The 15,024-nt window shown below is 65.5% G+C and carries 12 protein-coding genes and 2 pseudogenes (1 of these 14 running past the window's edge); 9 read left to right on the top strand and 5 right to left on the bottom strand.

Annotated elements, in window-relative coordinates; translation table 11 throughout:
- Positions 1-506, top strand: the 3' portion of a protein-coding gene (locus tag B9A95_RS03105; protein WP_084045479.1) for a hypothetical protein. Its footprint begins 226 nt before the window's first position; only the last 506 of its 732 coding nucleotides appear in the window; its start codon lies off the left edge, out of view; it ends in the stop codon at positions 504-506.
- A 138-nt stretch (positions 507-644) separates the two neighbouring features.
- Here B9A95_RS03105 and B9A95_RS03110 read toward each other — a convergent pair whose 3' ends face one another.
- Complete coding sequence (locus B9A95_RS03110; RefSeq protein ID WP_084045480.1) at positions 645-1,070, bottom strand: hypothetical protein; 426 nt, start codon at positions 1,068-1,070, stop codon at positions 645-647.
- A gap of 897 nt (positions 1,071-1,967) precedes the next feature.
- On the opposite strand from B9A95_RS03110, the gene B9A95_RS03115 reads away from it, so the two are divergent.
- The 3 genes from B9A95_RS03115 to B9A95_RS03125 all read left to right on the top strand — a co-directional run bounded on the left by B9A95_RS03115 (position 1,968) and on the right by B9A95_RS03125 (position 6,786).
- Complete coding sequence (locus tag B9A95_RS03115; protein ID WP_084045481.1) at positions 1,968-4,265, top strand: ATP-binding protein; 2,298 nt, start codon at positions 1,968-1,970, stop codon at positions 4,263-4,265.
- Positions 4,266-4,789: 524 nt separating this feature from the next.
- Entirely contained in the window at positions 4,790-5,011 is a 222-nt protein-coding gene (locus tag B9A95_RS03120) for a hypothetical protein (RefSeq protein ID WP_084045482.1), read from the top strand.
- A gap of 584 nt (positions 5,012-5,595) precedes the next feature.
- Entirely contained in the window at positions 5,596-6,786 is a 1,191-nt protein-coding gene (locus B9A95_RS03125; protein ID WP_245808111.1) for an oxygenase MpaB family protein, read from the top strand.
- A gap of 180 nt (positions 6,787-6,966) precedes the next feature.
- Here B9A95_RS03125 and B9A95_RS03130 read toward each other — a convergent pair.
- The 4 genes and pseudogenes from B9A95_RS03130 to B9A95_RS03145 form a co-directional block, all read right to left on the bottom strand.
- Positions 6,967-7,595, bottom strand: a pseudogene (locus tag B9A95_RS03130) (CoA transferase subunit B).
- 1 nt (position 7,596) lies between these two features.
- A pseudogene (locus B9A95_RS03135) lies at positions 7,597-8,330 on the bottom strand (CoA transferase subunit A).
- A gap of 97 nt (positions 8,331-8,427) precedes the next feature.
- Positions 8,428-9,156 (bottom strand): alpha/beta fold hydrolase, encoded by a 729-nt coding sequence (locus B9A95_RS03140; protein WP_084045484.1) that lies wholly within the window; start codon positions 9,154-9,156, stop codon positions 8,428-8,430.
- Positions 9,149-10,243, bottom strand: a complete 1,095-nt coding sequence (locus tag B9A95_RS03145) for an alpha/beta fold hydrolase (RefSeq protein ID WP_084045485.1) — start codon at positions 10,241-10,243, stop codon at positions 9,149-9,151. Before B9A95_RS03145 ends, B9A95_RS03140 begins: the two co-directional genes overlap by 8 nt.
- A 159-nt stretch (positions 10,244-10,402) precedes the next feature.
- On the opposite strand from B9A95_RS03145, the gene B9A95_RS03150 reads away from it, so the two are divergent.
- The 5 genes from B9A95_RS03150 to B9A95_RS03170 all read left to right on the top strand — a co-directional run bounded on the left by B9A95_RS03150 (position 10,403) and on the right by B9A95_RS03170 (position 15,023).
- Complete coding sequence (locus B9A95_RS03150) at positions 10,403-11,563, top strand: ABC transporter substrate-binding protein (protein ID WP_084045486.1); 1,161 nt, start codon at positions 10,403-10,405, stop codon at positions 11,561-11,563.
- Positions 11,564-11,670: 107 nt separating this feature from the next.
- Entirely contained in the window at positions 11,671-12,531 is an 861-nt protein-coding gene (locus tag B9A95_RS03155; RefSeq protein ID WP_084045487.1) for a branched-chain amino acid ABC transporter permease, read from the top strand.
- Between the two features lie 73 nt (positions 12,532-12,604).
- A complete protein-coding gene (locus B9A95_RS03160; protein WP_084045488.1) occupies positions 12,605-13,519 on the top strand; it encodes a branched-chain amino acid ABC transporter permease in 915 nt (304 codons plus the stop codon).
- A 26-nt stretch (positions 13,520-13,545) separates the two neighbouring features.
- Positions 13,546-14,292 (top strand): ABC transporter ATP-binding protein, encoded by a 747-nt coding sequence (locus B9A95_RS03165; RefSeq protein ID WP_170928394.1) that lies wholly within the window; start codon positions 13,546-13,548, stop codon positions 14,290-14,292.
- Entirely contained in the window at positions 14,289-15,023 is a 735-nt protein-coding gene (locus tag B9A95_RS03170) for an ABC transporter ATP-binding protein (protein WP_245808112.1), read from the top strand. Before B9A95_RS03165 ends, B9A95_RS03170 begins: the two co-directional genes overlap by 4 nt.
- The last annotated feature ends 1 nt before the right edge of the window (position 15,024 follow it).

The raw sequence follows: 15,024 nt of genomic DNA on the forward strand, positions 1-15,024 counted from the left end.
TCGGCTGCTCTGTCCCGGACATTCAGGGCACCTGGCGGGGGCTACTTACCCATACCCACCTTCCTCCAGGTGTGGTCAACCCCGGCCCGTTGATTGTTTTTCTGGTGGTCCGCCAAAGTCCATTCGGACTCAAAGCGGCAGTACTGAGCATGGAGAGCCGTTCCCGCGTCCTGGCCGCGGCCTTTACCGAGGAACAGGGCGCAGTCCACCTCGTGTACACCTACCGGAAGGTCTCCCTTTTCAGGGACCGGCGGCAGGCCCCGCCCTGTCTGGGTACGGCCGTCCTTACTTTGGACGGAACTGCACCCACGTCGCTGCAGGGCACCTACTCCAATCAGCACCTGATTCAGGGCGAATTGAAGTTCAATATGCATGCCCCCGAGTTGGCACGGAGTTACCGGGAAGCGTTGGGACTCAGATACACCGTCAGGACTGCCCGGGGAAGACGGACCAAAAAGCGTCCTGTCAGTCTTCAACCTCTTTCGCCTACTCGAAGCCAGGTCTAGGGGCGACCACAAAAGGGCGGGTAACCGGCTGTGGTCCCAAATCCACCCCAATCTCCGCCCAGTTTGCGCCCTTCCCGACGCACTCTTGCCATACGTTACGGTTCAGTACGCGAGGGGACGCCGTGAGGTGGGTGAGAGTTAACTGTTCAGTCGGGCGATCTGGAAGCCCTCTGGACGTCCAGCAGCAAGGTGCACTTTAAGGTGTTCAGCGGCGCTTATCGTCTCTCGGTGGCCCTGTGCCTGCGCGTCCAACACCACCTTCAGCAATTTCTTCCTCGCGTCGCGGTTCAACTTCTTCGCGAACTGCTCTTCCTCGCAGAGGGCGAGCAGTTCATCCGGCGTGACCTCCTCGCTGAAGTCAAAGGCACAGTCCTTGAGCCCCAGCAGTCGGAGGGTGCGTGGACCCAGGGTTGCGGCCCCAGTGGAGAGGGCCGCGCGGTGATGAGGGGTGTCGAAATACGCAAGGCTGGGCTCGCCCGTACCCCCGTTTTCTGCGGTCCCGACCTGCTGACCGTCCTTGTACAAGCTCGCCGTAAGGCCATCCGAGGTCTGAGGGCACTTCACGTTTTTCAGTGCATAGCCGCCTGGACCGAACCCTGGGCTCGTGCTGGTGTCGGGAAGATTCGGCGTGAAGGATCAAGCATGCCGCAGATTCGGCCCGCGAGAAATTTCGTGGGCCAGGGGTAGGGTAACGGGTCGTTGACGCCTGATCGGGATCTCGACGGTGGCTTGAAGTTGTGCCTGTGTTCCGAGGTGGCCGTACGACGTGCCAGGTGCATGCGGAATAGGGTCTGCTGACGGCTTGTGACTTTATGCCGAACAGGTCTGAAGCATGCCAAGCAGGTCTGGTTGATGACCACCAGCCTTATGTGTACTGAGGCCCGCCCTTCATCCTCCCAATGCGCATTCGTAGCCTGTGCTCTACAGAGGAAGACATACACTGACCTCAATCCCTTTTTCTCACTTGTGCGTGCGCCTAACGAATGACACTACAAGCTGGATTTGTATCCATTGCCGGGAGCTCACTATCTGCCTCGCAGTCTTGGTTATTGCCCTGCTCAGCCGCACTGGTGTTTTGCCTGTGGGTGCGGCTCTACTCCTCAAGCTTATTGCCTTGCTGTTTCTGGGTAAGCTGCAAGGAGTAGGTGTCTCACACCTAGCCCAGTCGGCCAGCAGATTAGAGATTGTTGGCCTGTGATTCCTCAGCAACCTGGAACGCGCCTGCTCAGACCTGCTGAAGAGTTCCCTTCCGCCGGGACAGCGCCGGAGGGGCAACTTCTTTCCCGGCAACCCTAAGCGTTCCTTTCCCTTCGTTACGCGCTGCACCCCTCCGCTTGCACCAAACGGTTTTGTCACGGTCACACAGATGTGGTACCGCCCAGCTCGAGTTCAGACGGCCCGCTCCCACCCTTTGCAGCCCCAGGGGCTGTATTCACCTTCGCCGACAGGTATGTTGCGGTCATGTCAGGCGCGTCCACTACGCTTCCCCCATCGCTGAGCGAGCGTCTGCTGAGCGCCATTGAAACGCTCAGCACCGCTCAGACGCCGGAGGAGGTGCTGGACGTGATCCTCAGTTCTGCCTTGGGCGCTCTGAACGCCATCGCGGGCGCCGTTCTGCTTGTCGACTCCAGGGGAACGGGGTTGGAGGTCAAGCGGGTCCAGGGCCACGAGGAGAAGGCGCAGACCCTCTGGCAGGACGGTCCTCTGGACGGCCGTGTGCCCGCTGGAGACGCCCTCATGAGGCGGCAGCCCCTCTTCTTCGAACGTCGGGGAGCCCTGAACCAGGCCTATCCAGAACTCGAGGAGCGGACTGGCGGTGTGGCGGCCGTCGCCACCGCCGTCCTCCCCATGTTCCTCGATGACCGGCCGCTCGGGGCCCTGATCCTCGACTTTCGGGAGCCGCACGAATTTACCCTTCAGGAGGTGCGTTTCCTGCGTACCCTGACGGCCCAGGGTGCTGTGGCCCTCGGGCGTGCCCGACTTCAGCAGGACCTGGAGGCGCGCGTCGCGGCGCGGACCGCTGAGCTGGAGGAGCAGCGCGCCGCGCTCGACGCCTTCGTGGTCTACAAGGAGGCGGTGGGCCACGAGAGCGACGTTCGTGCGCTCGCGGGGCAGGCGGTCAGGACTGTCCGCGCCAACCTCCCCCACGTCAGCGCCGCCTACTACGAACGGGAGGGCAATCTGTGGAAGGCGCAGGCGTGGTCCGAGGATATGGCCCCCGAAGTCGTCGCCGAGATCACGGCGGGTGTCGACGTCAGGACCCCGAATTACGCAGAGACGGTGCGGTCGGGCACGCCCCTCTTCAAGGACGGCTGGGACGGTGCTGCTCAAGGCCTGTCTCGCACCGTGTCCCACGGGGCCACCGGCTTCCTGCCAACGGTGTACGGGGGCGAGACGCGCGGTCTTTTTGCAGTGGAAACCCGTCACGCCCACTCCTGGACAGAACGCGAGCAGTCCCTGATCCGGGCGGTGGTCCGCGGACTGCACCTGACGCTGGAGCGGACCGAGCAGACCCGGCGCCTGGCCATTCAGAACGCAGAACTCGAAGCCCGGACGCAGGCGCTGGAAGGATTTGCGCACCTTACCCGTGACCTGACGGACCAGAGTGACCCCCGCGCCTTCGTCAAGCGGGCGCAGGAGGTCGTGCTGTCGCTGCTGCCCTCCGGCTACGCGCTGTACTACGGGCGGGACGGCGGACGCTGGCGCAACTGGGTGCAGACGGGGGACGTGGGGCATTCCGGTCTGCAGGCCTTTATCGATGCTGGACCGCTCGTCGGTGAAACCCCGACCGTCGATATTCCGTGGACCACCGGGCAGCCCTTTTTCCAGGACACCTACGCGCAGGGCAGTGATACGCCGGCCGAAATGGTGCAGCACGTCAACGCGGCGGCGGCCCTCCCCGTCTCACGGCGTGGAGAGGTGATGGGCGTGTTCATCGCCGTCCTCTTCGAGAAGCGGGCCTGGAGCCGGACGGACCGGGTCGTTCTGGAAACTGTGGTGGGCAGCCTGGGACTCGCGCTGGAACGGGCCGAGAGCGTCGCGCTGCTGGAACGCCGCAACCAGGAGCTGGCGCGGAGCAACGCGGAGCTGGAGCAGTTCGCGTACGTTGCCTCCCATGACCTGCAGGCGCCGATTCGGGCCATGACCAGCTTCGCAGGCCTCCTGGAGCGCCGCTACAGCGACCGACTCGACGGACGCGGGCAGGCTTATCTGCAACATATCGTCGACGGCGGGGAGCACATGAAGCGGCTGGTGGATGATCTCCTGACGTTTTCCCGTGTGCATACCCAGCAGCGTCCCCTGCTGCCAACCGAAGTGGACGCTGTGTTCGACGCGGTGGTTCGCCGCCTGGAAGCGGAGGTGGACGGAGCGAGGGTTACGCGGAGCAGGCTGCCGGTGGTCCTGGCCGACGCCCAGCAGCTCGACCAGCTCCTGCAGAACCTGATCTCGAACGGCTTGAAGTACCGTCGGGAGGGCGTGACGCCGGAGGTCCACGTTAGGGCGGAACGTGACGGGGAGCTGTGGCGCTTCGCCGTGCGGGACAATGGGATTGGCATCGAGCCGCAGTACTTCGAGCGCATTTTCGTGATCTTTCAGCGCTTGCACGGCCGGGAGGAGTATGAGGGAACGGGCATCGGGCTGGCCGTCTGCAAGAAGATCGTGGAGCGGCACGGCGGGCAGATCTGGATGGAAAGCACGCCTGGAGAGGGAACCACCTGTTACTTCACCCTGCAGCCGGACGGAAACTTTCAGCAGTAATCACGACGGCAGCCGAGGTGGTCCTCGCCGTGCAGGCGTGGTGGAGAAGCCGGCCGACGGGCCGTATACGCCGTTCGGCCGCCCGCACCGCAGCGCGCAGCCTTCCAGAGCCAGTGGAGCGGTTGATCCGCGGCCAGTTCCCGGGACTCAAACCCCTCAGGGTGTGGAGAGGCGCGGCCCGCGCAGGTGGGGTGACTGGAGGTGAAGTCTGCGGCACGGCCAGGGAGAGCCGGACCCCACATATGACGGACGCAGCTTCTTCCGACGGCGCCTTACCCGCACCCAAACCATTCAGGATGAAGCGGACCGTCTTGGCCCGCCCCTGATGTCGGCCGATGCCCGTGGTTTCGGCCGAGCGGCAGAACACGGGCGTCCACTCTTGAGGGCTCCTTCGCCAGCAGCCTGACCAGGCTGCTGGCCCGGAAGGCTCACCAGCGCGAAGGCGCGGAGTAGGCAGGCACTTGTAGGAAGCAGGCCATCGGCCTACTCCGCAGCGCCGATCGCTGATTGCGGGCGGTTTCGGTTTGATTTACGGCCTAACCTTTTTTTACACGCGGGCCAAACTCGATCTTCGCTCCCGGCACACGGCGCTGGGCCTGCTGTTGATCGCCGTGACGATGCCCTGGCTGAGCCTACTGGCCGGCACGCTGCACCTGCCAGTGCGCGTCCTCAGCGCCTCGCTGGCGGTGCTCCCGGCGCTTGCTGGGAGACCCGGACCCGGGAAACCCGCTGGGCACACTGCCTGACGGCCTTGAGAACGCCCGACCCCGAGCGCCGCCGGTTCCCGGTCCTCGCCTGCACCCAGAGGGCCGGGGCACGCTCAGACCGGTGGAGCGCGCGGAACCTCCGGGGCAGCGGCGGCGCTCCCACGGAAGGGTCCTGGCAGATGCCCCCCGAACCATTTTCGTCCTGTCTGGATGGGATTTGGAGGAAGAGGCTGGCGGACCGGGTTCCACCCCACCGAATGATCAGGACGCCTACCTCCGCGCTTACAAAGTGATTCAAGCCGAGTAGAACGGTTGGGAGAAAAACGGGCGCTGGAAGCGGTCCATCTCCGGCCACTCCTTACCTACTCGCGTTCCAGAGGAACTGTACAAGCTCGGATTTGGTACCCCGTGTGCACCCGGGGAAAACTTTCCGACGACCGTTACATGGTGCGGCCTTTTTCAAAGCCACTTCGCGACTTGCGGCGCGCCGCCTGTGCCCCGCGGCAAGGGCACAGGCACAAACGTTGCGGGCGGCCACAGAGCAAACAGAACGGTTCGGGTGAGGTAGATACGCATAATGAGGCAGCATGAGCGCAACCATGAGGCCGAACCCTCCGTCCAGTTTGGTCCTTCTCGCCGCGGCCCGCGAGCGGTTCGGAAACGCAGGCGTGGACCTGCTGGTCCGGATGATCGAGCTCGGTGACCCCGTGGCTGACGAAGCGGACGCTGAACTGCGCGGTCAAGGGGAAGGCGCACGCCGTCAACTTCGCGCGGGACTGCGCCACGGCCGCCGGTTCGTCAGTAAGGACCTGCCCGCCGTGCACGCGCTGCTCAGCGAGACCGAGCGGGTGCCTGAATGGGTGGACCGCGCAGCGCTCGTGCGGGGTTCAGAAGCCTACCTCGCCATCGGCAACGTGTGGATCATGCTCTCGCTCGGGCCAGGGTCCTTGACGCACACCTACAGTTCGCCGTCCATCGCCCGGGTTCTGACCCGGACGGAAAACCTGACCGGAATGGCCCGGCGCCGCATTGTGGAAACGGGCATGTGGAACATCACCTCGGTTCTGCCGGGTGGGCTCCTGTTGGGCAGTGAAGGGTACGTGCACAACGTGCAAGTCCGGCTCCTGCATGCCCGCGTGCGCGCCCGTCTCTGGCAGCAGAACTGGGACCCCCGCGAAAGTGGGGGCCCCATCAATCAGTTGGAGATGGCCCGCACCTGGCTCGACTTCACCTTTGTGCCTTTTCATGCGCTGCAGACCTTTGGCATCACCTTCTCTGAATCGGAACTCGCCGACCTCTACCACTTCTGGCGGTACGTGGCGCACCTGTTGGGCGTCCACCCGGACCTGTACGCTGGCGTAACCAGCCAGGCAAAGGCTGCCGACCTGCTGGGCCTGATCAGCGCGACGGAACAACCCCCAGGTGAAGACGCTCGGGCGCTGACCCAGGCGATGCTCGTGGCGGTTGCGGATCTCCTGGGGCCGAGCGTCCCGACGTCACCGCCGCTCACGCTGGACCTGGTGCATGCTGTCGCCCGCCGCCTCCATGGGGACGTTATGGCAGACACATTGGGTATCCGAAAACCGCTCGTGCGTCACGTCCTGGGGCTGATCACGCTGGCCAATCGGTTGCGGCGCTGGCGAGAACGGATTCAGCCGGGCGCGCGTGCTCAGACCATTGAGAAGACCACCACGACCTTCGAAGGGCAGCTGGCCAGCCTGCGGGGTGAGACAACCTACCAGAGGAATGCGGAACAAGCGCCCGTTGCAGGCTGGCCGAAAGCCGTGGAACCCGCCAATGAAAAAGTGCCCTGACGCATACCCGACAATGTGGTCTGAACCGCCGCACCTTAGCGCATGTGTCCAAGTGCGGAGTTCTTTTTGACCGACCCCGGCGACCGAACTTGAATGGGCACGGGGGAGAATGGCGCCGTGAGGAGTGCCCTTCCACGCGCGGCGCCATTCGGACAAATACTTTAAGGTGCGAAAACCGGGTCAGGGGTGAATCTGGGCGCCGGTTTTGGCTTGGAGTTCCTGAAGGGAGACGCCTGGGGCGAGTTCGACGAGTTGGAGCCCTTCTGGGGTCACGTCCAGCACGGCGAGGTCGGTGATGATGCGGTCCACCACGCCCTTGCCCGTGAGGGGCAGCGAACACGCGCGCAAAATCTTGTGCGCCTCCCCTTTGGCGACGTGCTCCATCAGCACCACCACACGCTGCACCCCCGCCACGAGGTCCATCGCCCCGCCCATCCCCTTGACCATCTTCCCCGGAATCATCCAGTTTGCCAGGTCTCCCCCCTCACTGACCTGCATGGCCCCCAGAATCGCCAGATTCACGTGGCCTCCCCGGATCATGGCAAAGGAGTCGGCGCTGGAAAAAAGCTCGCGCCGGGCAGGGCCGTTACCGTCTGTTTTCCCGCGTTGATCAGGTCCGGGTCCACCTCCTCCTCGGTGGGAAAAGGACCGATGCCCAGCAGTCCGTTTTCGGACTGCAACCAGACGTTGACCCCCTCGGGAATGTGGTTGGCCACCAGCGTGGGCAGACCGATTCCGAGGTTCACGTAATAGCCGTCTCCCAGTTCCTGGGCGGCGCGGGCCGCCATCTCTTCCCTTGTCCAGGGCATTTCAGACCTCCTCTCCGGCTGCGCTGCCCACCCGGGCCTCCACCTTGCGGACCGTTCGCTGCTCGATGCGCTTTTCGGGATTTGGGTTGAGCACCACGCGCTGCACGAAGATGCCCGGGGTGTCGATCTCGTCCGGGTCCAGCTGCCCGATCTCGACGAGTTCCTCGACTTCGGCGACGGTCAGGCGGCCACAGGTGGCCGCCATAGGATTGAAGTTCTGCGCCGCCTTGCGGTACACCAGGTTTCCGGCCCGATCCGCCTTCCAGGCTTTGACGAGCGCCACATCCGCGACGATGCCGCGCTCGAGAATGTACGTCTCGCCGTCAAAGTCCTTGTGTTCCTTGCCCTCAGCGACGACCGTGCCCACACCCGTTCTGGTGTAAAACCCCGGGATGCCGGCTCCACCCGCGCGCATCCGCTCGGCCAGCGTTCCCTGCGGCGTAAACTCCAGCTCCAGCTCGCCGGCAAGATACTGGCGCTCGAACTCCTTGTTCTCGCCCACGTAACTGGAGACCATCTTGCGGATCTGCCGGGTCTCGAGAAGCAGCCCCAGGCCCCAGCCGTCCACACCCGCGTTGTTGCTCACCGCGGTCAGCCCCCTGACCCCACTGTCCCGCAGCGCGAGGATCAGCTGCTCCGGAATTCCGCACAGCCCAAACCCCCCACGGCGATGGTCTGCCCGTCCTCCACCACCCCGCTGAGCGCCTCCCCGGCGCTCCCATACACCTTGTTCATACGCCCTCCTGATTTTCGTCTGGCCGCCGCCGCTGCACCTCACGCCGCCCATCTCCAGACGGGGAGGAACTTCCGACCCGTTCCGGTCCAGGGCAGATCACCGTGAGCCGTGCTCTCCCAGTGAAGCGAGGAAGGCTTCCAGGCGACGACGAAAATTTACGGAGTCTTCCTGGGGAAAGCCGTGCCCGACGTGTTCCAGGAGGACGGCTTCCGTTTCCAGCGCAGCGGCCTGAGCGCGGACCAGCTCTGGCGTGATCAACGTATCGAGCAGCCCGCCCAGCACCAGGGCTGGAACACCCCTCAGGCGGGACACGTCCACCCGCCACGCCGCCAGGGCCCTGGCATTGCCCGCGTAGTGGGAGGCGGCCATCCGACCACCATCGTCGACCAGTTGATCGAAATTGGCTGGACGCCCGGAGGGAAAGAGGGCACCCAGGCTGAGTTCCCGCAGCCCCCGGTTCGTTCGCAGCAGTTCGAGCACCGGGTAGTTTTCCTCGGGCGTGACCAGACCGCCGGGAGGAGCGCTGGCCGCGAGGACCAGGCCGGACACCGCCTGTGGGTCGCGGGACGCCACTTCGAGCGCCACCGCGCCTCCCAGGCTGTGACCCAGCAGGACCGGGCGCTCCACTCCCTGGCCCCGCAGCCAGCGGGACAGCCAGTCGCCGTAAGCGGCGATGCTCACCTCACCTGGAGGCGGCGTGCCCGCGAAGCCGGGAAGGTCAGGTGCCAGGACGCGCCACCCGGTGGGGGGATGGGCGGCCAATGCGGTCCACCAGGCAGAGGAGGCGAAGTTGCCGTGAAGGGCCACGAGCGTCCGCTCAGGCATGGGGCACCTCGCGCCACGCGGCGGTGTCCGGCGCGAATGCTTCATCGGGCAACCCGTCTTCCAGCAGGGCGCGCAGCCCTCCCGCAAAGGGAGCGGTGTCCATCACGCAGCCCAGATGACCGTGGGGCGAGTCGAATTCGAGGTGGGTATGCGCTACGCCCGCCGCGCGGGTGGAGGCAGCAAAGGCGCGCATCTCCGCTGCCGGAAAGAACTGGTCTCCCCGGATATTGACGGTCAGGAGGCGCAGACCGGCCCTGCGCCACGGACCGAACGGGTCACCTTCCGGCAAAAGCGCGGCCAGATTGTGGGTGAGCACCACCCGCGCGATATCGAGAATGTGCGCGAGGCTGGCCGTGACCGACCGGGACCGCAGGTACGCGCCGAAATCGGCCTCTCGAAAATTCCGTTCCAACCCATCAGCCCCCATTCCGAACAGGGAGATAAGCCGGAGCGCGGCCTCCACATCCCCCGTTCCAGCCACGTCCCGCAGCAGTGGGCCGAAGGCGCCTTGCAGGACCGGTCCGGCGCAGGGGCTGGCGGCAATGGCCGCAACGCGGGGAGCCAGTTCTGGAGCCCGGCCCGCCCACTGCAGGGCCTGCATTCCGCCGAGGCTCGGCCCGACCACCGCGTGCCAGCGTTCAGCCCCGATCTGGCGAAGCAGCGCCTCCTGAAGCTGATGGAGGTCGGCAAAGTCCCAGGGAGGAAAGCGCTTGCCCCACACCTCGCCGTCCGGATGAAGGGTTGCCGGTCCCGTCGTTACCACCCCGGGACCGTGGGCCTGCACGTTGGACAGCGTGTTCATCGCAACCACGTAAAAGCGGTCGGTATCGATAGGGCGGCCCGGGCCGATCAGCTCGGCCCACCATCCGGGCGTTCCGTCCGCAGCCCGGCCCGCCGCCTGAGAAGTGCCGGTGTAATAGTGGCAGACCAACACGGCGTTGTCGCGCGCCGCGTTGAGCGCTCCCCAGCTGTGTCCTCCCAATTCCACTGCCACGGGCACGCCCGCCAGCACCGCCGTATGTCGCAGCGTAAACCTCTCTGGCGGCGAGCCAGGGCTGCCGCTCTCCTCTGCCTGATCACGTTCCATTGGTCCGAGGGTAGGCGGGAAGCGTTACGGCCCGGTCACAGAGAAGGGCAGATCTCGGGGACGGTGGACCGCACACGCGGGTGTTCAGCCAGTGTTCCGGCTGACGCCGGGCCGCTGTAACGCTGGAGTGATGGCGCTCGCCTACACTCACGGCTGAAGATGAAAAAGATGCTACTGACGGGCGTTCTGCTCGCGCTCTCCGGCGCGGGCGCAGTGAAGGTCGGCGTGCTGCTTCCGCTTTCTGGCGCGAGCAGCGTATCGGGTCAGGCCGCCCGCAACGGGTACCTGCTGGCCCTCGACGAGATCAACCGTGCGGGTGGCGTGCTTGGCAAGCCCCTGGACCTCGAATTCGCCGACGACGGTTCTGCGCCGGCGAAGGCTGTTCCCGAATTCGTGAAGCTGGTGACGGTCGACAAGGTGGACTTCATGGCGGGCGGCGTGAGCAGCGCGACCTCCATCGCCATCAGCGGTCCGGCCAAGCAGTACAACACATTCATGGCCTGGATCGGAGCGGCCGCGGTACCGGTCGAAGACGCCTTTGCAGACCACAAGTATTTCTTTCATTACCATCCGTGGTCGTACTACAACTTTGAGGCCATCTTGGGGTACTTCAAGACGCTCAAAACCCAGAAAAAGGCGAAGAACATCGCCATCGCCTACGAGGACGGCCCGTTTGGCAGCGCGGGGATCGCGGATACCGTGGCCGCCTTCAAGAAGGCCGGGTTCAACGTCGTGATGACCGAGAAGTTCAAGACGGGCAGCGGCAACTTCGGACCGCTGGTCAGCAAGGCCAAGGCCGTCAAACCCGACATTCTGTACTGGATCGGCTACGACACCGACGCCCTTCCCCTCGCCACCGAAGTCAAGCAGCAGAACCTGCAGCTCGGCCTGATGTACGGCACGCCGCCGAGTTGGCCGGTGGGCTTCGAGAAAAACAAACTGGCCGACAACGTGGCCGGCCTGAGCCTGTGGCTGCCCAGCAGTCCGCAGGCCGAGAGCCGCAAATTCGTGGCGGCGTACAGGAAGAAGTTCGGCAACGTGACCGAGGAGTACTTCGCTCCGCTGGCCTATGTGAACCTGAGGAGCCTCGCGGCGGCCATCAACGCAGCGGGCAGCACCGACAAAGACAAGGTGGCCGCCGAGCTGGCCAAGACGAATATGGCCACCCCGTTTGGCCCCCTCACCTTTTCCAAGAGCAGCAAAACCCAGTACCAGGGCTTCAAGGCCGGCAACTGGCTGCACTTCCAGTTCCAGGATGACCGGCGCGTTCCCGTGTTTCCCATCAAGTTCGCCCAGAAGCCGATGGTCTGGGGCAAGTGAGCCGCTGGCGGTGCGCCGTCAGCAGCTGAATGCTGAGGGTTCACCGCTCCTCCGGGCCGCCCGCCACCGCCGGGGCGGCCCGTCTCCTCGTGAACGGAGCCTTCTGAATGGAACTCTTTTTACAAACCCTGCTCAATGGCCTGCTGCAAAGCGGCCTGTACGCGCTGGTGGCGTCAGGATTGGCGCTGGCAGTTGGCGTGGTCGGGATCGTGAACTTCGCGCACGGTGAATTCCTGATGATCGGCGCGTTTCTCGCGTGGGGCATGAGCGCTTATCTGGGCCTGGACCCGCTGCTCTCGCTGCCGCTCGCCGCCGTGGCGGTCTTCGGCGTGGGGGCCCTGACGTACCGCGTGAGCATCCGGCACGTGCTGCTGGCCCCTGAGCTCAACCAGATGCTGCTGACCTTCGGTCTGGGCATCCTGCTGCAGAACCTGGCCCTGATGCTGCTGGGCGGCAACACCCGCACTGTCACGACACCATACCAGGGCAGCAGCCTGAGCCTCGGGGAACTGAGTGTGGGAGGGCCAAAAGCGTTGGCCTTCGGCCTGGCCGTGCTGCTGCTCGCCGGACTCTACGCGGTGCTGTACCGCACCAACCTTGGCCGCCAGATGCGGGCGGTGGCCCAGAATCGCCGGGGATCACAGCTGATCGGCATCGACGTGGACCGCGTGTACCTGATTGCTTTCAGCGTCAGCTGCGCGCTGGCGGCCATTGCGGGCGTGCTGGTGGCCGTGCTGCTGTTCGCCTCCCCTGCGGTGGGGCTGGTGTTCGCGCTTAAGGCGTTCGCCATCATCGTGATGGCGGGCCTGGGCAACCTGACGGGCGTCCTGTGGGCGTCGGTGGTGCTCGGCGTATCCGAGGCGCTGGTCCAGACCTACGTGCCGGGAGGCGGAGGCTGGAGCGACGCGGTGTTCTTCTTCCTGATCTTCGCCACGTTGGTGTTCCGCTCATACCGGGGGGCGCAGTGATGCGGCGGGTGGGCAGCCGCCCGGTTCAGCCTGAGGTGACCCCCCCCGACGCTCCAGCTTCACGCCCAGGTCCATGTTGCCGCTTGGCCTGTTTTTCCTGCTGGCCGCCGCGCTTCCCTTCTTGCCGCTGGGCACGCGCGCGGAGTACCTGCTTCAGATCGCCTACTTCACGCTGGTTGCCGGAGTCCTGGCGCTGTCGTGGGACATCCTGGCGCGCAGCGGGCAGGTCAGTCTGGCGCACGCAGCGTTCTACGGGCTGGGAGCGTACGGCTTCGCCCTGCTCAGCAAGGTGATGCCCTGGTTCGCGGCCATGCCCCTGGCCGCCGTAATGGCGGGGTTGATGAGCCTGGTGCTGGGTGCCGTGACCATGCGCCTGAGCGGAATGTATTTCGCCATCGCCACCCTCGCGTTCACGGAAGTGATGCGGACCGTGATCCAGAATCTGCCTGAACAGGTGGCCGGGGGAGCCAACGGCCTGCTGGTCCCGGCCCTGCTGGGCGGCAACGCACGGGCGCAGTATTTCCTGGCGCTGGGCGTCCTGGCCTTCACGGCGCTCGTGAGCCTGCTGGTCCGCCGCTCCCGCCTGCATCACGCCTTCGCGGCCATCCGGCAGGGCGAGGAAACCGCCCGCGTGTTGGGGGTCAGCGTCGTGCGTTACAAACTGCTGGCCTTCTTTATCTCCTCGTCGCTCGCGGCGTTGGGAGGCGTGCTGTTTGCCGGAAAGACGTTTTTCATCAACCCGCTGGACACCTTCAGCCTGGCCAACTCCATCGCGCCACTCACCACCAGCATTTTCGGGGGTCTGTACACCACGCTCGGGCCGATCCTGGGCGCGAGTGTGCTGCGGGTGGCGGAAGAACTGCTGCACAGCGGGGTCAAGAACGGTTACCTCGTCGTGTACGGCCTGGTGCTGATGCTCAGCATTCTGTGGTTGCCGCGCGGATTGATGGGCCTGTTCAAGAAAGGCCGGCAGGGGGGTGATCTGTGACGGCCCTCAGCGCTCAGCCTTCCGCCATGGGCGGAAGGGACGCCGTGCTGCGGGCCGAGGGCCTCAGCAAACGCTTCGGGGGCCTGCTCGCCGTGCAGAACGTGACGTTTACGCAGTATGCGGGCGAGATCCTCGCGGTGATCGGCCCCAACGGTGCGGGCAAGACCACCCTGCTCAACCTGCTCTCCGGCGTGTACCGGCCCACCTCGGGGCGGCTGCACCTGCTGGGGCAGGACGTGACGGACAGGAGCATGGAAGCCCGCTGTCACGCGGGGCTCGGCCGGGCCTTTCAGATCGTGAGGCCCTTTCCGGAGATGACGGTCCACGAGAACGTAACGGTGGGAGCGCTGTTCGGCAAGCCCGGCGGCCGCCTTCCGGAAGCGCGCGAGCGGGCCTACGCCCTGCTGGAACGCACGGGTTTGGCAGCGCATGCGGACAAGGCGGCGCACGAGCTGACCCTGCTTCAGGACAAACGGCTGGAAGTTGCCCGTGCCCTCGCCACGCAGCCGCAGGTTCTGCTGCTCGACGAGGTTATGGCGGGCTTGCGACCGGCAGAAGCCCAGGAAGCCGTCGGGCTGGTGCGCAGCGTGCGGGAGAGCGGCGTGAGCGTTCTGTTCATCGAGCACATCATGCCTGTGGTGCGCGACCTGGCCGACCGGGTGGTCGTGATGGACCAGGGTCAGGTCCTGGCCGAGGGCACCTACCGCGAGGTGACGGCCCACCCCCAGGTGGTGGCGGCCTACCTGGGCACCGAGGAAGGACTGCGCGCATGACGGCATCCCAAATGCAGGGACAGGAACTGCGGATCGAGCGTCTGGCCGCCGGATACGGCAAGGTGCAGGTGCTGTGGGACGTGAGCGTGCGGGTGGCTCCGGGCGAGTTCGTCGCCATGATCGGGGCCAATGGAGCGGGCAAGACCACCACGTTGCGCGCCGTGAGCGGTGTGGTCAAGCCCACGGCGGGACGGGTGCTGCTCGGCGGGCGGGACGTGACCCGCGCTGCGCCCAGCGCCGTCGTGGCCCTGGGTCTCGGGCACGTTCCGGAAGGGCGCGAGCTGTTTCCGAGGATGACGGTGCGGGAGAATCTGGAACTCGGAGCGGCCATGAGCGCCAGGGCGCGGAGCGCGCAGGCGCAGACGCTCGGGCAGGTGTATTCCCTGTTTCCACGCCTGGAGGAACGCGCTTCGCAACTCGCGGGCACCCTCTCCGGAGGTGAGCAGCAGATGGTGGCGGTGGGGCGCGCGCTGATGGCCCGGCCCAGCGTGCTGGTGGTGGACGAGCCCTCTCTGGGCCTCTCGCCGCTGATGACCCAGACGGTGTTCGGTGCCCTGAAGGCCGTAAATGCAGAGGGCGTGAGCGTCCTCCTGGTCGAGCAGAACGTGGGCCTGAGCCTGAAGCTCGCGGACCGGGCCTATGTGCTGGAAAACGGTCAGATCGTCAAGGAGGGGACGGGCACGGCGCTTCTCGCCGATCCCAGCGTCCGAGAGGCGTATCTGGCGCTGTGAG

The organism is Deinococcus hopiensis KR-140 (assembly GCF_900176165.1).
GTDB classification, from domain to species: domain Bacteria; phylum Deinococcota; class Deinococci; order Deinococcales; family Deinococcaceae; genus Deinococcus; species Deinococcus hopiensis.